At 68.0% G+C, this 20,843-nt stretch carries 18 protein-coding genes; 7 read left to right on the top strand and 11 right to left on the bottom strand.

All coding sequences use genetic code 11. The features are described from left to right. The 6 genes from VED21_RS33870 to VED21_RS33845 all read left to right on the top strand — a co-directional run bounded on the left by VED21_RS33870 (position 1) and on the right by VED21_RS33845 (position 7,682). Positions 1-852 (top strand): NAD(P)-dependent oxidoreductase, encoded by an 852-nt coding sequence (locus VED21_RS33870; RefSeq protein ID WP_324890329.1) that lies wholly within the window; start codon positions 1-3, stop codon positions 850-852. Positions 853-877: 25 nt separating this feature from the next. Next, positions 878-2,059: a methyltransferase domain-containing protein gene (locus VED21_RS33865; RefSeq protein ID WP_324890328.1), complete on the top strand. Its 1,182-nt coding sequence runs from the start codon at positions 878-880 to the stop codon at positions 2,057-2,059. A gap of 247 nt (positions 2,060-2,306) precedes the next feature. Continuing rightward, the gene (locus VED21_RS33860; protein WP_324890327.1) at positions 2,307-3,935 is read left to right on the top strand and encodes a radical SAM protein; all 1,629 of its coding nucleotides are present in this window, start codon (positions 2,307-2,309) and stop codon (positions 3,933-3,935) included. A gap of 5 nt (positions 3,936-3,940) precedes the next feature. After that, positions 3,941-4,801, top strand: coding sequence for a hypothetical protein (locus tag VED21_RS33855; RefSeq protein ID WP_324890326.1), 861 nt, complete (start codon positions 3,941-3,943; stop codon positions 4,799-4,801). Positions 4,802-4,809: 8 nt separating this feature from the next. Further along, entirely contained in the window at positions 4,810-6,540 is a 1,731-nt protein-coding gene (locus VED21_RS33850) for a hypothetical protein (RefSeq protein ID WP_324890325.1), read from the top strand. Continuing rightward, positions 6,537-7,682: an NADH:flavin oxidoreductase gene (locus tag VED21_RS33845; protein ID WP_324890324.1), complete on the top strand. Its 1,146-nt coding sequence runs from the start codon at positions 6,537-6,539 to the stop codon at positions 7,680-7,682. Before VED21_RS33850 ends, VED21_RS33845 begins: the two co-directional genes overlap by 4 nt. Here VED21_RS33845 and VED21_RS33840 read toward each other — a convergent pair. The 10 genes from VED21_RS33840 to VED21_RS33795 form a co-directional block, all read right to left on the bottom strand. Further along, positions 7,667-8,614 (bottom strand): transketolase family protein, encoded by a 948-nt coding sequence (locus VED21_RS33840; RefSeq protein ID WP_324890323.1) that lies wholly within the window; start codon positions 8,612-8,614, stop codon positions 7,667-7,669. The two genes, VED21_RS33845 and VED21_RS33840, sit on opposite strands and share 16 nt — an antisense overlap. Continuing rightward, entirely contained in the window at positions 8,605-9,465 is an 861-nt protein-coding gene (locus VED21_RS33835; RefSeq protein WP_324890322.1) for a transketolase, read from the bottom strand. The genes VED21_RS33840 and VED21_RS33835 overlap by 10 nt, the downstream gene beginning before the upstream one ends. Continuing rightward, positions 9,455-10,474: a hypothetical protein gene (locus tag VED21_RS33830; protein WP_324890321.1), complete on the bottom strand. Its 1,020-nt coding sequence runs from the start codon at positions 10,472-10,474 to the stop codon at positions 9,455-9,457. Before VED21_RS33830 ends, VED21_RS33835 begins: the two co-directional genes overlap by 11 nt. Further along, on the bottom strand, positions 10,458-11,066 hold the full coding sequence (locus tag VED21_RS33825) for a hypothetical protein (RefSeq protein ID WP_324890320.1): 609 nt from the start codon (positions 11,064-11,066) through the stop codon (positions 10,458-10,460). Before VED21_RS33825 ends, VED21_RS33830 begins: the two co-directional genes overlap by 17 nt. A gap of 18 nt (positions 11,067-11,084) precedes the next feature. After that, positions 11,085-12,092 carry an NAD-dependent epimerase/dehydratase family protein gene (locus VED21_RS33820; protein WP_324890319.1) on the bottom strand — a complete coding sequence of 336 codons (1,008 nt, stop codon included), beginning with the start codon at positions 12,090-12,092 and terminating at the stop codon, positions 11,085-11,087. Positions 12,093-12,097: 5 nt separating this feature from the next. After that, entirely contained in the window at positions 12,098-12,712 is a 615-nt protein-coding gene (locus tag VED21_RS33815) for an SIS domain-containing protein (protein ID WP_324890318.1), read from the bottom strand. Between the two features lie 13 nt (positions 12,713-12,725). Continuing rightward, a complete protein-coding gene (locus VED21_RS33810) occupies positions 12,726-14,291 on the bottom strand; it encodes a PfkB family carbohydrate kinase (RefSeq protein WP_324890317.1) in 1,566 nt (521 codons plus the stop codon). Positions 14,292-14,331: 40 nt separating this feature from the next. Beyond that, complete coding sequence (locus VED21_RS33805; RefSeq protein WP_324890316.1) at positions 14,332-15,321, bottom strand: SDR family oxidoreductase; 990 nt, start codon at positions 15,319-15,321, stop codon at positions 14,332-14,334. 99 nt (positions 15,322-15,420) lie between these two features. Beyond that, positions 15,421-16,890 (bottom strand): hypothetical protein, encoded by a 1,470-nt coding sequence (locus VED21_RS33800; protein ID WP_324890315.1) that lies wholly within the window; start codon positions 16,888-16,890, stop codon positions 15,421-15,423. Beyond that, positions 16,887-18,011, bottom strand: coding sequence for a DegT/DnrJ/EryC1/StrS family aminotransferase (locus VED21_RS33795; protein WP_324890314.1), 1,125 nt, complete (start codon positions 18,009-18,011; stop codon positions 16,887-16,889). The genes VED21_RS33800 and VED21_RS33795 overlap by 4 nt, the downstream gene beginning before the upstream one ends. A 230-nt stretch (positions 18,012-18,241) precedes the next feature. On the opposite strand from VED21_RS33795, the gene VED21_RS33790 reads away from it, so the two are divergent. Further along, the gene (locus VED21_RS33790; RefSeq protein ID WP_324890313.1) at positions 18,242-18,958 is read left to right on the top strand and encodes a methyltransferase, TIGR04325 family; all 717 of its coding nucleotides are present in this window, start codon (positions 18,242-18,244) and stop codon (positions 18,956-18,958) included. A gap of 17 nt (positions 18,959-18,975) precedes the next feature. On the opposite strand, the gene VED21_RS33785 is transcribed toward VED21_RS33790, so the two are convergent. Beyond that, on the bottom strand, positions 18,976-19,977 hold the full coding sequence (locus VED21_RS33785; RefSeq protein WP_324890312.1) for a replication initiator protein A: 1,002 nt from the start codon (positions 19,975-19,977) through the stop codon (positions 18,976-18,978). Positions 19,978-20,843 lie beyond the last annotated feature (866 nt).

The following is a 20,843-nucleotide window of genomic DNA, read 5'->3' as shown; positions in this document are numbered from 1 at the left end:
ATGAAGGTACTGCTGTTCGGCGCCACCGGCTGCTTCGGCACCGAGTTTGAAACCGCCTGCGCCCGGCGTAACGTGACGTTGGTCGGCCTGTCGCACCAGGACATCGACATCACCGACCATGGCGCCGTGCGGCGGGCCATCGCCGGCCATGCCCCCGACGCGGTGGTCAACGCGGTGGCGCTGATCGGCATCAACCTGTGCGAGGAACAGCCCGACCGCAGCTTCGCCGTCAACGCCTCGGCGGTGCTGCCGATGGCCAAGACCTGCGCCGGGCGCGGCATCGTCCTGGTCCAGGCCAGCACCCACGCGGTGTTCGACGGCGCCAGGATCGAGCCCTATACCGAGGCCGACGCGGCCAACCCGGGCAACATCTACGGCATCTCCAAGCTGGCCTCGGAACTGATCGCCGCCCACCAGTGCCCGAAGCACTACGTCGTGCGCTTTCCCACCATGTTCGGCCGGCGGCGCAACAACGCGCCGGGCTTCGTCGACAAGATGATCGAACGTCTGCGGCAAGGGCTGGAGGTGAGGGTCGCCGACGATAAGATCGACAGCCCGACCTACGCGCTCGACGCCGCCGACGCCGTGCTCGGCCTGCTGCTCGACCGGCGCCCTTACGGCCTCTACCACGTCGCCAACGCCGGGGAGGTCGGCTACTTCGAGCTGATTGCCGCGCTGAAGGCGATGCTGGGCTCGACCAGTCCGCTGGTCGCCGCCAAGGACGCCGATTTCCCCACCCTGGCGCCCAAGGCCCAGCGCACCGCCATGCGCTCCGTGAAGCTGCCGCCGTTGCGTCCATGGCGCGAGGCGCTCCAGGACTACGTCGACAACGGCCTCCAGGCGCCGGCCTGAAGCCTCCCCATTCCGGAATCCCGCCATGGACATTCTTCCCCGTAAGACGCGCTGCTCGGTGTGCGGCGGCGGCAACCTCGAAACGGTTTTCGAGCTTCCTAACTTCCCCATCACCGGCATCTTCGTCGAACGGCCCGTCTCCGGCCCGGTTCAGGGATACGATCAGGCGCTGCTGTCGTGCCCCGACTGCGGCCATGCCCAGCTTCAGCGCACGGTGCCGCCGGCCCGGCTCTATGGCGAGGGCTATTCGCATCGCTCGACCATTTGCCACCTCATGCCGGCGGCCACCCGGTTCTTCATCGATTACGTCGATCGGCTGACCGGCGGGCGCGTGTTCGACTGTATCCTGGAGATCGGCTGCAACGACCTGATGCTGTTGAAGCGGATGGCGCCGCGCGGCCGTACGGTGGTGGGCATCGATCCCATCTGGAAGGGCCGCGATCACGAGGCGCCGACGCCGATCCATATGATCGGCAAGTTCATCGAGGAGGTGGATTTCGCCCGCGACCTGCCGGCCCGGCCGCAGCTCATCTTCTCCACCCACAACCTGGAGCACATCGACGAGCCGGCCGAGCAGTTCGCCCGGCTGATGGAGGCCGCCGCCGACGACGCGCTGTTCGTCATCGAGGTGCCCGACATCGACATCATGACGCGCAACCTGCGCTTCGATCAGGTGTTCCACCAGCACGTCCACTACTTCGGGCTGGCCTCGTTCATCGCGTTCATTGAGCGCATCGGCGGCCACTATGTCGACCACGCCTTCGATTACCGCAACTGGGGCGGCTCGCTGATCGTCGCCTTCCGCAAGGGGCAGGGCGAGCGTCCGGCGATCCAGGCGCCCCAGCCGACGCCGGCGCATCTGGCCGAGCACTACGGCATGTTCCGCCGCCGCATGGCCGACGTCATGCGCCAGGCCACCCGGTTCGACGGCCCGCTGTGGGGCTACGGCGCCGGCCAGATGGTGCCGGCGGTGGCCTACCACCTGGACTCCGACCTGTCGTTCCTTGAGGGCGTGTTCGACGACAACCCGCAACGGGCCGGGCTGGTGTGGCCGCACCTCGCCCCGGTGATCCGGACGCCGGCCGAGGACACCCGGCTGGACGACGCGGGCGCGATGATTCTGGCGCTGGACGGGGTGCGGCCGATCATGAACCGGCTGCGGGCCTTGAACCCGCGCCAGATCTTCGTGCCGATCAACGCCTTCTGATCCAAAGGGAGGCACCGTGGCGACGGTCCTGCTCATCGGCGCCGGCCTGGGGCGGGCGGCCCCCGCCGTCACCTTCGTCGAGCAGACCGGCGACGGCTGCGGCAAGACTTCGGCCCCCAAGTCCTTACCGCCTATGAAGCCTTCCTGCCGGCCATGGCCCGCTGGTATGGCGAGAGATGATGGATCACGATATCTTAGGTGGTAGCCGTCCCACGCGGTGGGCCGGCTTTTTAAGGAAGATCGAGCGATGGCTCACATTCAGCTGATCGGGATCGTCGAGCCCAAATGCGAAGACGGGAAGATCTGGAAATTCCCCTACGCCTTCCCGGTGATCATCCGCGAGCTTCAGAAAACCTCCCATACTTTCGATCTGGTCGACACGCACCTGCACAAGAAGACCCGCCGGGAGCTTCTGGATCATCTCGCCGCCTGCGAGGCCAAGGTCTACGGGATCAGCGCCTACTCCGAGGGCTACAAGTTCGCCAAGGAAACCGCCCAGGCCATCCGGGCCAGGCATCCCGATGCCGTCATCATCGCCGGAGGGCTGCTGGCCAAGTCGGACGAGACGCTGCTGAAGTGCACCGAGATCGACATCGCGGTCACGGCGGCGGACGGCCAGTTCGTCCTGCCGGAACTGCTCGACGCGCTTGACCGGGGACCCGACGCCGACTTGTCCGGCATCACCGGTATCTCCTACCGGCGGGACGGGCAGGTGATCCGGACGCCCGTGCGTCCGACCATGTCCAAGGAGGAATACCAGAACAGCGAGCGGCCGGCGTACGAGTACTTCGACAAGGAACTGACCGAACTGGCCCGCAACGTCGCCAGTCTGGACGGGATTCCGGTCAAGGGCTTCCCGCTGCTGGTGACGCGCGGCTGCCCGTTCGAATGCACCTTCTGCGGCCACATGTACGGGCGCAAGTTCCTGCGCCGCAAGTGGGACGACTTCTTCGACGAGGTCGAATTCCTGGTGAAGCGCTATGGCCTGGAAGGCGTCTACAGCTACGACACCAACCTGTTTCTCAATGAACGGGAGGTGGAGGAATACTGCCGGACCTACCGCGAACGCGGCTGCACGTTCAAGATCGTCGCCGAGGTGCGGCCGACCTTCGGCAACCTTGAGATGTTCTGCAAGCTGAAGGAGCACGGGGTCGAGGTCATCATCTTCGGCTGGGAGTCGGGCAGCCGCAAGATGCTGAACGTGATGCGCAAGAAGACCGACATCGACACGGTCCTGCGGGTCGCCCGCGACGCCGCCGCCGCCGGCATCGTCATCTACGGCAACTTCCTGTTCGGCATGCCCGGAGAGAGCAAGGAAACCATCCGCGACACCCGGCGCTTCATGTTCGAACTGGATAAGGTCATCACCCGGCAGGAGGCCGACTTCCGCGCCCGCGGCATCCACTACACCGCCGCGTCGGGCTACAGCTACAGCGTGCTGATGGCGCTGCCCACCTCGGAGGTCTTCGACCGCATCGTCGAAAAGGGTCTCATCCCCGACATGGACCTGTACCTGTCGCGCCTGGATCGCGAGGCCTATTCCCATTACTTCCTGAAGAACCATTCCAAGCACCACGGCTCGGACATCAACCTCACCGACTTTTCCTCCAAGGATGCCTTGCGGGCGTTCATCCGCTACAGCATGGCGCTGACCAAGGTGAGGGCGTGGTGGCTGAGCCCCGGCCTGTCGGGCCGCAAGCTGGGCGAGCTTGGCCGCCAGCTGCGCGACACGGCAGTCAACGGCCTGGGCTATGTCCTGCTGGCCGCGCGTGACCGCGTGCTGGGCGTTCCCGGCGCCATACCGCGGGACCAGCGGCACGCCCTGGCCGCCATGCTGGCCAAGCAGTCCGAGATGAAGGGCAGCCTGCTCCACTGACCGCGATGCCCGCTCCCCTCCTTTGCGCCGGTCGATCCGTCCTGCTGGTGGCCGGCGGCGGGCCGGCGGCCTCTGCCGCCCTCGGCCTTGGCGACCTCCTGCGTGTGGTGATGATGGTGCCGGTGCTGGGCGCCCGCGCCGTGGCCTGGTGCTCGGACCCGGCGCTGTTCGCGCTGGTGCGCGACTGCGCCTTCCTGTCGGAGATGATCCCGGGCGGCGAACTGACCGCCGCCCTGTCCCGCTTCGAGCGGATCATCAACCTGACCTTCGCCGACTTGCCGGGAGCGCCGCCGGAGCAAACGGTCGAGATCCGCGCCCTGCTGGCCGGCAACGGCACGATGAAGGAGCGCACCTTCGACCTGCCCGGCCTGCTGGCCGGGCGTCTTGGCATCGGCACGGTGGAACCGCTTCCGGTCGCCCGGGCGGGAGCGGCGCGTTGCGACATCGGCTTCAACCTGCGCCTGCCGCCGGCCTGGGGCATCAAGGCTCTGCCGCCCGAACACTGGCAGGACGTGGCGCGGCGGCTGCCCCCCGGCGTAACGGTGACGTGGCAGCCCGAGGACGGCGGCCTCGACGCCTATGTGGCATGGGTCAAGGGCTGCCGGGTGCTGGTGTCGGTGGTCGGCCTTGGCTGCCATATCGCCATGTTGTACGGCCGGTCGCTGGTGATGCTGTCCGGTCCCACGGATTTCGCGGAAATTCACCACTACGCGCGCGCGCGCGTGCTCTACCCTCCCGTTCCCTGCCCGTACCGTCCGTGCCAGCAGTCTGCCGGGGTCGAGGATTGCGGCGGCTGCATGCCGCATTTCCGGCCGCAGGACATCGCCGCCGCCGCCCTGGCGCTGCTGGAGCGCGCCGACCTGTGAGGATCGTCATGACGCAAGACGCCGCCGCAACCTACGTGGATTTCGCCGAGTTCCGGGACGGGCTGAGCGAGGCCGACCGCGAGACCTTGCGGCGGACCCGCGTGCTGTTCTGCTATCCCGTGCTGAGCGCCAACGAGTACGAACTGGCCGAGCATCCGGTGTCGCAACGCCTGCTGATGGCGGTGGCCCGCGCCGTCGGTTGCGCCGTGGACAGCGGGATGGCCCAGGTGGTGGACGGCACCGCCGTCTTCTCCGCCGAACCGAAGATGGCACCGGACGTCGTGGTGATCCACCCGATGATCAACCTCCTGGAACATCTGCCGACCCTGGTGGCGGCGTACAAGGCGCGGTTTCCCGGCTGCCGGGTGGTGATGCAGAACTCCGACCAGCACCAGCACGAAAAGCTGGTGGGCGGCCCGCGCAGCGCCGAGCTGGCCCGCGCCCTGATGGCGCGGGTGCCGGGAGTGGACTGGGTAGTGCGCGGCTTCGCCGAGCACGCGCTGCTGGCGCTGCTGCTCGGCCGCCCCAACGACGCCACCGAGGGCCGCGCCGGTCCGGGGGGGGAGCCCGCCCGCTTCTTCACCATGGCCTCGCTGCCCCCGGCCGAGCCGCCATCGGGCGGCATCAACCGCGACCGCTCCATCCGGGTGCAGCGGGCGCGCGGCTGCCTGTCGTCCTGCACCTATTGCATCGAAGGCCAGGCCAACAAGGCGACCACCGCCGAGCGCAGCTGGGACGGCATGCCGGTGGAGCGGTTCGTCGATCAGCTCGCCGATCTGGCCGCCCAGGGGTATTTCTTCATCAACGTCATCGATTCCAGCTTCGAGGACCCGGGGCGCAAGGGGCTGGCCGATCTCGGGAAATTCTGCCGGCTGGTGGTCGAGCGTGGGCTGAGGCTGTCGTTCAAGCTGCACCTGCGCGCCGAGAACGCGTTGCGCCTGACCCCGGACGAGCTGCGCACCATGAAGGCCGCCGGCGTCGACGTGCTGGTGGTCGGCCTGGAATCGGGCAGTCAGGTGGAGTTGGACTTCTTCCGCAAGATCGCGGCCAAGGAGGTGTCGCGCGCCGCCTTCAACCACATCGAGGCGCCGCGCCTGTTCTGCAATATCCTCGGCTACATGATGTTCTCGCCGATCTCCACCGTGGACATTCTGCGCGAGAAGGTGGAGTTCCTGCGCGACATCAACCGCGGCTGGGACTTCCTCAACCTGACCAACCGGGTGCTGGTGTTCTGGGGCACGGCGATCCACCGCCAACTGATCGACGCCGGTCTGGCCGACGACGGGCCGACCCAGCTCGGCTACGCCCCCTATCGCTTCCGCGACGGGCGGGTGGCCGTCATCGACCGCGCCGTCAACACGCTGAAGCGCGAGCGCCCGGCCCTGGCGCGCCTCAACAACCTGATCTACGACGCGATGAACCTGGAATCGCGGATGCTCAATCCGGCCAACGCCGCCTATCTGGAAAAGGCCGGGGCGGCGTTCACCGGCTTCCGCGACCGACTGGAGGAGCGCAAGGCCAGGCTGAGCGGGCTGTACTGCGACGGCTTCCAGTCCCTGCTCGACAACCCCGCCGCGCGTTTCCTGCCCGGTTTCGATGGCGAGGCCGAAATCCAGGCGCAGCAGGCGGAAATCCGCGCCTGCCTGTCGTTCGTCGAGAACCTGCCGGAACCACCGACCACCTTGTACCTTCACACTTGGCTGTCGGTGGTCAACCGCTTCGGGGTCAAGGCGTCGTGAGCGCCGCCGACCGCCTGCCCTCCCCCACCGAAGGGCCGCGGCCGCGCCGGGTATTCGAGCCCGTCGCGGTGGGCGGCCTGACCTTGCGCAACCGCATCGTCGGCTCTCCCGTCTCCACCAACATGGCCGAGGAGGACGGCACCGTCACGCCCGAGGTGCTGCACTTCTACACCGCCATGGGCCGCAGCGGCGCCGGAATGGTGACCATCGGCGCTACCGCCGTGACCGCCGAGGGCGGCTCGACCGCCAATGGCATGCACATCGGCGAGAGGCGTCACGCGCCGGGCCTTCGCCAACTGGCGGCGGCGGTCAAGGCGACCGGGGCGGCGGTGTCGTTGCAGGTCTTCCATGTCGGCGCCCAGGGCAATTCCGACTACACCGGCCAGCCGGTGCTGGGACCCTCGCCCTATGTCTGTCCCGGCATCGGTATCGAGGCGCGCGAATTGACCGTCGCCGAGATCGCGCGGATCGAGGATGGCTTCGCCGACGCCGTCATCGCCGGGCTGGGCTACGGCTTCGACTTCGTCGAACTGCATGTGGCGCACGGCTATCTCCTGCACCAGTTCCTGTCGCCGTTCTTCAACCGCCGCACCGATGCCTACGGCGGCTCGGCGGAAAACCGGCTGCGCATCCTGCGCAACATCGCCGACAAGATCGCCGCCCGCGACGGGCAAGCGTTCCGGCGGGTGGGGGCACGCATCTCCGGTCACGACTTCCAGGATGACGGCTTGACCATCACGGTGAACCGGCCGCTGGTCGAGCTGTTCGACGCCTGCGGCATCGCCTATTGGGTGGTGTCGGCCGGCGTCTACGAGACGGCGAAGCAGAAATACGTCCACATGAAGCTGGGCGACTACTGGCGCTATGCCGGGGAGCTGAAGGCGATCACCCGCGCACCCGTGGTGGCGCAGGGCGGCATCCGTACCCTGCGTCAGGGCGAGGCGGTGCTGAAGGCCGGTCAGGGCGATTTGATCGGCATGGCGCAGGCGCTGATCGCCGACCCGCGCCTGATCGAGAAGACGCGGGCCGGCGAGGAAACCCGTATTTCCCTATGCACCGAATGCCGCCGCTGCCGCTACATCCGCCGGCGCGACCTCAGCTTCGACTGCCTGTTGCCGGAAGGCTATCACCCGCCGGGGTGAAGCGTCTCCCGTACCAGGGCGGCGATCGGTTCCGGTTTGATGCCGAAGCTTTGCAGCAGGTGGTCCTGGCTGCCGTAGTCATGGACGAAGGCATCGGGAATGCCGACGCGGCGGATGCGCGGCACGGCGCCGTCCAGCCGCTCGACCAGCGCGTCGGTCACCGCGCTGCCCAGGCCGCCGATCACCGTGTGCTCCTCCACCGTCACCACCAGCCGCGCCCCTTTCGCCAGTCCGGTCAGCGCCGCGACGTCCAGCGGCTTGACGGTGGGCATGTGCAGGACGTGGCAGGGAATGCCGTCGGCCTCCAGCCGCTCCGCCGCCCCCAGGGCCTGGGTGGTGCCGACGCCGGTGCCGACCAGCAGCACCGGAGCGCCCCGCCCGCCGGCGGCCTCGCGCAGCCGGATGGCCTTGCCGATGGCGAAGCCGTCCGGCGCCCGCGTCACCACCGGATCGCCGCCCTTGGCGAGGCGGATATAGATGGGGTGCGGCCAGTCGAGGGTGGTGTCCATGACGCGCGTCATCTCCTCGGCGTCGGCCGGAGCGACGATGGTCATGTTGGGCAGCGCCCGCATGATGGCGATGTCCTCCACCGCCAGATGGGTCGGCCCCAGCGGGGCGTAGACCACGCCGCCGCCGTTGCCGATCAGGCGGACCGGCAGATCGTGCAGGCAGACGTCGATGGCCACCTGCTCGTAGCAGCGGCGGGTGATGAAGGTGGCGATGGTGTTGACGTAGGGCATGTAGCCCTCCATCGCCAGACCGGCGGCCAGGCCGATGATGTTGGCCTCGGCCACCCCTTCCATGTAGTGGCGGTCGGGAAACTCCTCCTTCATCCCGGACAGAAGGCCCGGGCTGAGATCGGAGCCGACGAACACCACGCGCTCGTCCCGCCGCGCCAGATCGTGGATGCGGTTGATGCAGGTCAGGCGCATGGGTAGGCCTCCAGCGCGGCGTAGAGCTTGTCGGCCATGTCGGCGGGAACCTTCGACTTGTGGTGCCAGTTGGGATCGTGCTCGGCGAACGCGATGCCCTTGCCCTTGACGGTATGGGCGATCACCGCCGTGGGCTTGCCGGTGTCCAGCGGCAGCCGGGCGAACCGGTCGCGCAAGCCCGCCACGTCGTGGCCGCCCACCTCGGCCACGGCGAAACCGAAGGCCCGCCACTTGTCGGCCAGCGGCTCCAGTTCCTGGATTTCGGCGGTGGCGCCGGCCGACTGGATCTTGTTGTAGTCGACGATGGCGACGAGGTTGGACAGCCGGTGCTTGCCGGCACACATCGCCGCCTCCCACACCGAGCCCTCGTTGATCTCGCCGTCGCCCATGATGACGAAGACGCGGCTGTCGCGCCGCTGCATGCGCGCCGCCAGCGCCATGCCGACGCCGATCGACAGGCCGTGGCCCAGCGCGCCGGTGGAGGCCTCCACTCCCGGCACCTTGCCGGCTTCGGGGTGGCCGCCCAGGAAGGCGCCGGCGCGGCAGAAAGTCTTCAGCGCGTCGGCCGGGAAGAAACCCTTGTCGGCCAGAAGCGCGTAAAGCGCCAGACAGCCGTGCCCCTTGGACAGGATGCAGCGGTCACGCGCCGGCCAGCGCGGGGCGTCGGCGCGGTAGCGCAGCACATCGTCGTACAGCACGCGCAGGATCTCGATCAGCGACATCGAGGAGCCGACGTGGCCCCGGCCGCCGCCGGCCAGGGCGTCGAGGACCAGACGGCGCAGCTGCCGCGAGCGGGCGTCCAGGGGCAGGCTGGCGGGGCTGCGCGCCAGGGCGATGGGATCAGCCGCCATGCAACATTCCTTCGATGATAGGGACGGTGTCGAGCATGGAGATCACCTTGGCGATCTGTCCGGTCAGCACGCCCCGGTGGTCGGCCGACTGACCGGAGCGCACCCGGCGCTCCCAGCGCTCGGGCAGGAACTCGTTCAACAGGATCATGCACCAGCGCAGGCCATAAAGCATAAGCCGCGCCTTCAGTCGACGGGCAAAATCCCGGTCGTCGCCGTAGAGCGCGTCACAACCCGCCAGGAAGCGCCGCCGGTCGGTGCCGGTCAGACGCATGCCGGGATGCAGCACGAAGTCGGCCGCCAGCTTCACCGGATCGTCCCAGCCGAAGTATTCGAAATCGAGGAAGGCCAGCGTGCCGCCGGGGCGGCGCAGCGCGTTGTGGAACCCGAAGTCGGACGGGCTGAGGGTGCGGGCGTCGGGCGGCACCGCGCCCACCGTGTCGAGAGCGACGGTCGCGAGGGCCGGGGCCAGCGCCGGCGCCACCCGCCGGTCGAGCAGGTCCCGCAGGTCGTCGTGCCGCGTGGCGGCCTCGCGCAGGCGGTCCAGGCGGCGCTCGATCTGGCCGGCAAGCTCGGCGAGCGACAGACAGGCTTCCGAAGCCAGGGGCAGGGCCGCCGCCCCCTCGGCCCGGCGCAGGCGGTGCAGCGTGCCGGCGAAGGCCAGGGCGGCGTCGATGTCGTCCGGCAAGGGGGCTTCGACGGGGCGGCCGTCGATCCACTCGTACAGCGCCACGCGGCGCTCCCGGTCGGCGGCGAGGGCGCGCGGCGCGCGGCGGTCGCCGTGGCGGGCGAGGAAGGCCAGGGCGGCCCATTCGGTGCCCAGCCGGTCGCGCGGATCGCCGGCCGTGTCGGGGTAGAGCTTGAGGGCGAAGCGGCCGCCCGGCGTGTCCATCCGGTAGACCCGGCTGTTGCCGCCCCGGCGGATGTGGGTGAAGTCGGCCCGCGCGGTGCCGGCCAGGGCGCGGCCCACCTCCAGACGATCGGCGATGGCGGCGTCAGCCGAGGATGGCATGGGCGATGGCGCTCCAGTGCCGGTGGACGGTGAAGGGACCCGGCGGCGGGTCGGCATCGGGGGCGAACAGGTGACGGCGCGTCGCCGCCGGGAAGGCCGGGTCGCCCAGCACCTCCTCCAGGTCGTCGATGAAGTGGTCGCAGGCCAGGGCGGCGATGCGGGCGATCTTGTCGGCCCGCGTGGCCTCGAAGAACACCGCGTCGCGCGGCAGGGCGAAGCCGTCGGCGCGAAAGAAGCCCCGCGCCTCCATCCAGGCGCGCGCCGCCTCGCGCAGGTTGACGCGGGCCGGGTCGAAGTGGCCGTGCTCGGTCTTGTGGCTGACCACGAAGACCGTGGCGCCGGCGGCGCGGGCACGGCGCAGGAACATCGCCACCCCGTCGATCAGCGCGGCGTGCGGCATCAGCCGGCCGTAGACCTGGCCCTGCAACCCCATCCACACCCGTTCGCCGTCGGGCCGGCGGCGGGCGGCGTCGCGCACCTGCCGCTTGGTCGTCGTCCCCTCCGCCGGCGCCAACCCCGCTTCGCGGGCGGCCAGGGCGAACACGGCGTCGTAGCCGGCGATGGTGTTGTCGAAGTCGATGCCGATGCGCATGGCCGCGCCCGCCCCGCCCTACTTCAAGTTCAGGGTCTGCATGGTCTTGATGTTGAAGTAGCGGTCGTCGGTCATCGAATTGGGCAGCTTGCCCGCCTGGAACGCCGCCACCAGGCCGCGCACCGCCTCCTCGATGGTGTGGGTGGCCTGGAAGCCCAGCTCGCGCCGGATCTTGTCGGAGTTGACGTGGTAGGAGCGGTTATCGTCGGTCGGTACCACGTCCAGCGCCACCGGGCGGCCCAGCGCCGCGCCGACGATGTCGCGCACCATCACGCCCAGCTGCATCACCGAGTGGTTCTCGTAGCCGGCGTTGAACACCTTGCCGTCGATGGCCGCGTCTTTCCACTGCAGGCATTGCAGGTAGAGGTCGGTCATGTCGGCGATGTGGATGTTGGGGCGCAGTTGCGCGCCGCCCAGCACCTTGAGGCGGCCGGTGTTGAGGGCGTGGTTGGTCAGGATGTTGACGATCACATCGAGCCGCTGGCGCGGCGCGTAGCCGCACACCGTGGCCGGGCGCAGCGTCAGCGTCACGAAGCCCGGCTCCCGCTCCTCGGCCAGCACGTCCTCGCACAGGGCCTTGTACTTGGAATAGTCGGTGAGCGGGTCGCGCCCGGTCTCCTCGGTGACGTCGCCGTCCTTGATGCCGTAGACCGAGGAGGAGGAGGCATAGATGAAGCGCTTCACCCCGGCCGCCTTGGCCGCCCGTACCAGGGGGCGGAAGCAGTCGTAGTTGATCGACTTGCCCAGCTCCGGGTCCAGCTCGAAGGACGGATCGTTGGAGATGCAGGCGAGGTGGATCACCGCGTCGCAGCCGGCCAACGCCCGTTCGACCGCCCGGGCGTCGCGCAGATCGCCCTCGACCTCGGTCAGGTTCGGGTGGCCGCGCACCCCGTCCAGCGCCTCCTTGCCATAGAGATAGAGGTCCAGCACCGTCACCTTATGGCCGGCGGCCAGCAGCTTGGGCACCAGGGCGGAACCGACGTAGCCGGCCCCGCCGGTCACCATCACATTCCAGGTCTTGCTCATCGGGATCACTCGCTTGCGGCGGGGGTGTCTTCGTCGGCGTGGACCTGCCCCTGCCAGCCCATGGCCATGTCGAGGATGGCGTGGATCAGGGACTGGTGGGTCAGTTCGACGAAACCGTACTGGTCGGAGGCGACGTAGAGGTTGACGTCGCCGGTCGAGCGCAGGGGGTTGGCGCGGCAAAAGCCGCTCAGCGTCAGCACGCCGCAGCCCCGGCCGCGCGCAGCGTCGACGGCGCGCAGGATGTTGAGCGAACGGCCGGAGCTGGAGAGGGCGATCAGCAGGTCGCCGGGCCGCGCGTGCATTTCGATCTGGCGGGAAAACACGCTGTCGTAGCCGTAGTCGTTGCCCAGGCAGGTCAGCGCCGCGCTGTCGTTGAAGGCCAGCGCCGGCATGGCGCCGTTCTTGGAATAGTCGATGGCCGAATGGCTGGCGATGCCGGCCGAACCGCCGTTGCCGATGAACATCAGCTTGTTGCCGGCCGCCGCCGTGGCGCGCAGGGCGGCAATCACCTCGGTGAAGGCCTGGCCCAGCGGCAAGGCAGCACCTCCCAGCCGCGTCGCCTCGGCCGCGGCGATCAGGCGCGACAGGGTCGCGGCGTATTGTGCGATCAGCCGGTCCACGCGCCGCCCACTCCTATTTCAACAGGGCCGTGACGAACTTGATGAGCGGCACCTTCTCCACCGAGGTGCGGTGGCCGACGATGCCGACCTTCATGGCGCCGGCGGCGTTGCCGACGAAGCCCACCACGTCCATGGGAACGTCGCGCGCCACCATGGGGGCGGTGATGGAGAAGAAGGCATCCCCCGCGCCGACGGTATCGACGATGGTGCTGGTCAGCGCCGGCACCCGGCACACGCCGTGGCGCCGGTCGTAGGCGATGCAGCCGTGCTTGCCCTGGGTTACGATGATGTTGGGGCAGTCGAGGGCGGCGGGCATCTGCCGGCCGACCAGATCGGCCATGTCGTTGAACTTGTCCTGCATGGCCAGCCGCGCCTCGTTGGCGTCGATCGAGACGTAGTCGGCGCGGCGGTATTTGGTGATCAGGTTGAAGCCGTGGTTGGCGCTGTTGGTCTGGGCGTTGACCGCCAGGAACCGCGCCTTGCGGTTCAACAGCCCGATGGTCGCCGGGCTGATCAGGCCGTGGCCGAAATCGGTGACCACCACGCCGTCGTATTCCTCCAGCCGCTCGTCCAGGAAGCGGCGCAGTTCCTCCTCCATCTCCGTCGGCAGGGAGGAGTCGTCCATGTGGTAGACTTCGAACAGCTTGCGCAACGAGTAGCCGTCGATGAAGCGGGCCTTGCGCGTGGTCGGCGCCCCGTCGCGCCACAGGCTGGTCAGCGAGACGTTGGGGCGCAGGCTGTCGCGGATCAGCGCCTCGTGGCCGTCGGTCGTGCCCAGGCCGGTGACGATATCCACCTTGGCGCAGAAGCTGGCGACGTGGTTGGCCGCGGCGAACACGCCGCCGGCGAACAGCTCGCGCCCCTGGAACAGGGTGGCGATCATGTTCTCCTTGGCCGACTTGCCCATCGGGTTGACGTAGTTGTACTCATCGACGATGGCGTCGCCGATGAACAGCAGCTTCATGTCCTTGACGGCCTCGATCGCCTCCAGCACCCGTTCCAGGCCGCCATTGGCGCGCATCGTCTCCAGATAGCCCTGGAGCGTCGGCTCGTAGATGTTGAGGTAGCGGTTGATCAGCGAGGACGAACTGAAGGTGATGTCCTCGGTAAAGACGATGCGGCCGCCATGGGCCTCCACCACCTCGCGCTCGGCGACGATCTTGCCGGTGACGTCGTCGCTGGCCGCCGCGTAGTCCGAGCCCTTGACGTAGACGTCGGGACGGAGACGGCGGATCAGATCCTCGGCGCTCGGCTGCTCGTTGACGGCAACATGGTCGACGTACTCCAGCGAGGCGACCATTTCGGTGCGCAGCTGCTCGGAGAACACCGGACGGCCGGGCCCCTTGTTGACGAAACGGTCGGCGGTCAGGGTGACCAGCAGGACATGCCCCTCGCGCCGCGCCGCCTCCAGGTGGCGGACGTGGCCGAGGTGCAGCAGGTCGAACACGCCGTGGGCCAGAACCACGGTCTTGCCGGCGGCGCGAGCCTGGGCGGCGATGCCCGCGAGGTCGGCGACCGTCGTGATCTTGGCGCGCGCCGGGCGGACCTTGGGGGAGACGGTATTGGCTTCGGTGTGCATCGGGGTTCTTTTTTTAATCTTTCCGTCGCGGAGGGCGGCTTTAGCGCCCGAGGTGCTTGAACCAGTCGCGGGTGGCGTCGGCGACCTTGTCCACCGTCCACACCGGAGCTTCGCGCCAGTAGTCGATCTCGGCCAACAGGCGGGCGACCCCCTCCTCGACCGGCACTTGCGGGCTCCAGCCGAAATCGCGGCGGGCGCGGGCGCTGTCGGCGTGGGTGCAGTCGGGCTCGCCCGGGCGCTTGGGGATATGCACCACCTCCGGCGCCTTCAGGAGGTCGATCAGGCGGTTGACACTGACCGGGTTGCCGGTGCCGATGTTGTAGACCTCGCCCACCCGGTCGCTCCGCGCCGCCATCAGGAAGGCGCGGGCCACGTCGGTGACGAAGGTGAAGTCGCGGGTCTGCGTGCCGTCGCCGACCACCGTCAGTGGCTTGCCGGCCAGAAGCTGCGCCAGGAACACCCCGAACACCGCGCCATAGGTGCCCGAGGTGCGCGAGCGCGGCCCATAGACGTTGAACAGGCGCAACGACAGGCAGGGCAACTGGTACAGCCGGCACCAATGCATCACGTACTGCTCGCCGACGTATTTGGTCAGGGCATAGGGATACATCGGCCGCGCCGGGGCGGTTTCCGGCGTGGGGTAGGCGTCGGGGATGCCGTAGCACGACGACGAGGCGGCGTAGACCAGCCGCTTCACCCCGGCGGCGCGCGCCGCCTCCAGCACCGCCACGGTGCCGTCGACGTTGGCGCGGTGATAGTCCACCGGCCTCTGGATCGACGGCACGATGTCGGCCAGCGCCGCCAGATGGAACACCCAGTCCACGCCGTCGAACAGCCCGTCGAGCGCGCCGGCGTCGGCGATGTCGGCGACGTGCAGGCGCAGGCCCGGCTGGCTCTCGAACACGGCGATGTTGGCCCGGCGCCCGGTGGACAGGTTGTCGATGACCGTAACGTCGTGGCCTTCGGCCAGCAGCAGTTCGGTGAGATGACTACCGATGAAACCGGCGCCGCCGGTCACCACACAGCGCATTCGCAGCCCCTCTGGCCTTACGGATAGGTCTTCTTTTGAAAGTTTTACGCCCAATTGGGGGACACAAAAACACAAATATCGGCGTGTCCCAAAGGTCGCTCAGGGCGCCGTCACGCGGGGAGATCTGCGGAAGAAGTAAAGGAAGCGCCCCTCGGGACCGTCCCTGTCCGCGGCCAGTTTCCAGGCAAGCGCCAGGCCGCCGGCCCGCGCGGCGGCGAGAAGGTCGGCCTCCCGCACCTCTTCCGCCCCCTCGCCCACCGTCAGCGGGCCGAGCAGCAGACCGCGTCCGGCGGCGGGAGCGATCTGGCGCAACACTTGGTCCACGGTGCCGGGCACGGTGTCGAGAAGGATCAGGTCGGGCTGGAAGGACTGCGCGGCCTGGGCATGGCCACCGGCCTCGGCGGGATGCTCCAGGACGGTGATGTCGAGGCGGTGGTCCGGCAGGACATGGGCGAGGCGCTGGGCCGGATCGCTCCGTCCGGCGGTCCAATGCAGCACGCGCAACCGGCTCTCGGCGGGAGAGCCCAGGCTGGCGGCGGCCAGGGCGGCGGCCATCACCGGAACTGGTTCGGCGGCGACCGGCGTGGCGACCGGCGGTGCTGCGACCGGCGGTGCTGCGCCGGGTTGGCCGTTGAAGGTCGCGGGATAACGGATTTCGGCGTTATCGATGGCGTTCAGCCCCAACCGCGTCAGGTGCGCCTGCATCTGGTTCAGGCGGCCGAGGTAGGGCTGGTACATTTCCGTGACCAGAAACGGGTTTTGAAACACGGTGGGATGGGTGCGCACGATCCACACACCGTTGTTGTCCAGACGCACGCCGTGGAAGTGGTAGAACACCACCCGTCGGCCGTTGACGTGGGGAGTCCCGCTCTCCTTGGAGAAGGCGAAGTTGTCGACGTTCCAGACCGCCACGTTGGCGCCGATGTTCTCGACGATGCACAGGTTGGCGTACCGCTCGGGCCAGTAGTTCAGGTACTTCTGGTCGGCGAAGCGGGTTTCCTCAAGCCGGTCGTAACACCAATCCAGGCATTGCCGGCGATAGTCGGCGAGGCAGCGGCGGCCGACGGCGTCGTTGCGCCAGGAAATCCAGCCGACGTTGTAGGTGCCGTACGGACGGCAGTTCTCGTAAACCGGCGAGAAGCGGTGCGGCACGATGGCGACGGAGCGGTCGCCGATCTCGTCGAACAGGATCTGCGGCGGGGCGTAGAAGAACAGGTCGGCATCCAGGTAGGTCAGGATGTCGATGTGCGGATAGCGCTCGAACAGATAGCTCGGGAAGCACGGCGTGCAGGTAAAATAAAACTCGATCAGCGAGCGGTTGGCCCGCGCCGCCGCCAGCTCGCGGTCGTGGGCTTCCACCTCGGCGACCGAAACCGGGACGATGACGTCGCTGCGCACGCGGCTGAGAAAATCGTACGCCTTCTGGTCCTGGCACAGGCAGAAGACGGTGGAGTTGGGCTCGAAGCGCGCGACGGAGTCGATCAGCACCATGGCCGGCGTCACGAAACGCTGGTCGAAGTAGGTGCAGTAATAGCGGCGCGGCGGCGCGGCGGGGGAGCTTGGGGTCATGCGCGGAAGAATTCCTGAACGGCGGTCGCCACGGCGGTCGCTTGCCCGGCCGTGATCTGCGGATACATCGGCAGGCTGAGGATGCGGTCGGCCAACGCCTCGGTACCGTGGAGCGGCCCGGCCACCGGCGCCATGCCGGCGAAGGCCGGCTGTCGGTGGACCGGCACGGGATAGTGGATGGCGGTGTGGACGCCGCGTTCGGCCATGAAGGCGGCCAGGGCGTCGCGGCGGTCGGTCTGGATGACGTACTGGTGATAGACCGGCTCCGCCCCCGACGTGGTCGCCGGCCGGGCCAGCGGCAGCCCGGCCAGCCCTTGGTCATAGGTGGCGGCCAGCGCCCGGCGGCGGGCGTTCAGGCTGTCGAGATGGCGCAGACTGACCCGCAGCATGGCGGCGTGGATCTCATCAAGCCGGCTGTTCAACCCCAGGGTGTCGCTGACATAGCGCTGCTTCCAGCCGTACTGGCGCAACTCGGCCAGCCGGGCGCGCAACGCCGCGTCGTCGGTGACGACGGCGCCGCCGTCGCCGAAGGCCGGCATGTTCTTGGTGGGATAGAAGCTGAAGGCGCCGATCGCGCCGAAGCCGCCGACGCGCCGCCCGGCGATGACGGCGCCGTGCGCCTGGGCGCAGTCCTCCACCAGGGCAAGGCCGTGGCGCCGGCACACGTCCATGATTGCCGGGATATCCACCGGGTTGCCGTAGAGATGGACGGCGATCACCGCCTTGAGACGGTTCTTGAAACCGGCGGCTCCGGCGGCGGCGATGGCCTGCTCCAGGCGCCCGGCGTCCATGACGGCGGTGGCCGGATCGACGTCCACCCACACCGGGGTGGCGCCGGTCGATACGACGGCCATGGCGGTGGCCACCGCCGTGTGCGACACGGTAAGGACAAGGTCGCCGGCCCCGATGCCCAGCGCCCGCAGGGCCAGCTCAATGGCTTGGGTGCCGTTGGCGACGCCCAGCGCGTGGCGGACGCCGGTATAGGCGGCGAACTCGTGCTCGAAGGTTTCGACCTCGCGGCCCAGAATATAAAAGCCCGCGTCCAGGGTCTGACGCAAAGCTGTGTCGTACTCGTCCCGGTATTCGTCGTAAGTCGATTTTGGGAAGGTCTGGAAGATCATGAGGCGCGGTCGTTAAAGTGGCGGCGAACCGGCGTAAACGGGCCGCGAGCAGGCGATTGGCACGGTATCCCTGGCCTGTCGGGCTTGTCAAACGTTACCCACGGCCCGTCTTGCGACAAGGAGAGGCAAGCGCCCCCTTCCCCTCCCCCCGTGTTGTTAATCAATTGACAGGACAAGCCTTGCTGCCGATAGCTTTTCCGCTGCCCTCGCCAAAGCAAGGAAGTCTCCCCATGCCGCAAGACACCGCCTCATACGAAGACAATGTCCTTGTCCGTTGCGTGATCGACAAGACCAAGAACTACCGTTCTTCGGTGAGCAACAGCCCGTGCGGCGGCGAGGCCGCTCCCTGGGTTGCCGGTCTGCTGGCGGCCTATGGCGAAGTGTGGCGCCCTCTTAACATTCTCGATTTCGGAGGGGCGGCGGGGGCGCATTATCACCAATTCGCTGGCAAGTTCCCGCATGTTCCGCTGAACTGGGCCGTAGTGGAAACGCCGGCCATGGCGTCATATTGCGCTGCCGATCCGGCGTTGCGGCCGGTCCGGTTCTACGACAGCGTCGCGTCGGCGACCCAAGCCCTCGGCACGGTGGACGTGGTGATCGCCTCCAGTTCGCTACAGTACACCCCGGACCCGATGGCGGCCCTGGCCGAACTCCTCGGCCTGAAAGCCCGCTGGCTGGGGATCACCCGCATGCCTTTGTGGGACGGCCCGGTGATCCGGTGCATGCAGCGCTCCACGCTGAGCGCGAACGGTCCCGGACCCTTGCCGCCGGGCTTCGAGGACCGCATGGTGGAGTATCCGCTCGTGCTTCCCAACATCGCGGCCTTCCAGAACAGCCTGGAAAGCCAAGGCTATGTGCGGGTGCTTCAGACGGGCGAGCAGCCGGCCGGCATCACCATCAACGGCCAGCCGATCCTCCAGTACCAGTGGCTGTTCCGGCGGGCGTAAGCCCGCCTTTTCCCACCCTACTCCACCATCTCGAAGCCGTCGAAGTTCCAGCCGTCGGCGGCCTTGATGCCGCCTTCCTCGAAGTAGCGCTTCTTGTTCCAGAAGACGACCAGCACCTGGGCGTTCTTCGGCCGGCGCTTCAGCGCGCCGGACTCAAGCGCCTTCTTCACCTCGGGCGAGGACGGGTCGTTCTTGAGGATAATGCCGTACTCGGGGATGCGCCCCGATTCCGCGATCTTCTTCAAATCGTACTTGAAGCGGCGCAGGTCGCTTTCGACGCCGACGCGCAGGCGCAGCTTCTCCAGGTTCATGCGGAAACCGCGCTGGTGGCCGCAGTGCGCCCGCGCGATCTCGTAGATGCGCCGTTCCAGGGGCGTCAGTTCGAAGTACTTGCGGTCGTAGGTCAGCACCCGGTTGTCCTTGAGGATCGCCCGGTGCAGCCAGTCGCACAGCTCGACCGTAACCGACTTCAGCATGCGCTTGCCCGACGTGGTGCGGCGGTAGTCGAGCCGCGCCGTCTTGATCCACGAGAACCACTCGTCGCGGCCTTCGCCGCCGGTTTCGATGTTGGTGCGGACCTGGGTGCCCTGGAGCCGCTCCAGGGCACCCTTGATGCGCTCGTAGGCCGTGCCGGCGGCGGCGGTGCCGCAGACGCGGAAGAAATCATGGGCGGTGAAAGTGAAGTTCTGTCCCGGCGTCTCGCCCCGGTTCATCTTCTCCACCATCAAGGACGCGATGTAGATCAGCAGTTCCTTGTCGGCCATCGTCGCCATGCCCATGGGGCCGGCGCGCACCTCGATGGCGACGTCGCTGTCCTGGTAGCGGATGGTCTCGGTGCGCGAGCGCGAGGTGTCGAGCGAGAAGAAGTTCCACACCATCATCCGGCGGTCGTTCTTGACCCCGCCGTGCAGCGGGCTGTCGAACAGGTCGGACTGGTCGGACGATACCTGGCGCTCCATGACCGGCTGCTCGGCGCCGGCAGCCTCGACGAGGGACAGGTCCAACACAGTCTGTTCCATAGTCTTGAAGCTCCTCGCCCTTTTTCTTCACGTCGCGAGGTCACGATAGCAGGCGCGCCTGCATCGTCACGCGTCAAACGTGGTATGTCGCCCAACCCTCGAACATCCGCGCCTCCAAGGAGGCAGCCCGATCGGGAGTGGCGCGCCTCGGCGCGGTGAATGTCGCCCATCCCTCGACTCTGGGGCTCTTGACTCGCGAAGAATCCGGACCGGCCCGGCCAGCCGCTGGGAGCATTCGAGGTCCGGGGGACGCTGAATCGAGGGTGGGGCGACGTTTTCGCCGTTGTCGCCCCACCCTCGGGCATTTCTGTGGATAACTCGTCCGATTCAAGGAGGGTGCTGGGCGGCCGTCGGTCGAGGCTGGGCGGACGCTTTCGGCGCGGTCGAGGTTCGGGCGACGTTTTTTCGAGGTCCGGCGAACGGAACCCCGGTACCGGAATCGGGTTCCTGCCGACACTTCATCGAGGGGCGGGCGACGAAACATCCGGTAACCAATTGAAAAATAAAAGCTATTTCCAGCCATAACGCTTTAACAAAATCCATTTTAACTGAATAACAGATTCACCCCATTGCCACCTTCCAGTCGACCGGCAGACCCCACACCCCATAACCACAAACACCCCGCTTCACCCAACCCCGCCCGTCGACCCAAAATGCTCGCCAAAGGCGAGGTGGCGCGGGGGAAGGCAAAAAGGCGCGGCCGTCTTCGTGGCCTCCGTATCCCCTCCCGGCCCTGTTTCGGCGCATCGCCCGGGAGGCCAAATTCGACGGTGCGGGAAAAGGTTCCGCGACCGTTTCGGGGGCGCTTGGGGCGGGTTTGCCCTTTACCGTCGCGTTTGCTGTGTAGAACACGGCGACCGGCGGCC

It is taken from the genome of Azospirillum sp. (assembly GCF_035627195.1).
Classification (GTDB): domain Bacteria; phylum Pseudomonadota; class Alphaproteobacteria; order Azospirillales; family Azospirillaceae; genus Azospirillum.
The sequence above is the reverse complement of the archived record's forward strand: the minus strand, read 5'-3'. Positions and strand labels throughout refer to the sequence as shown.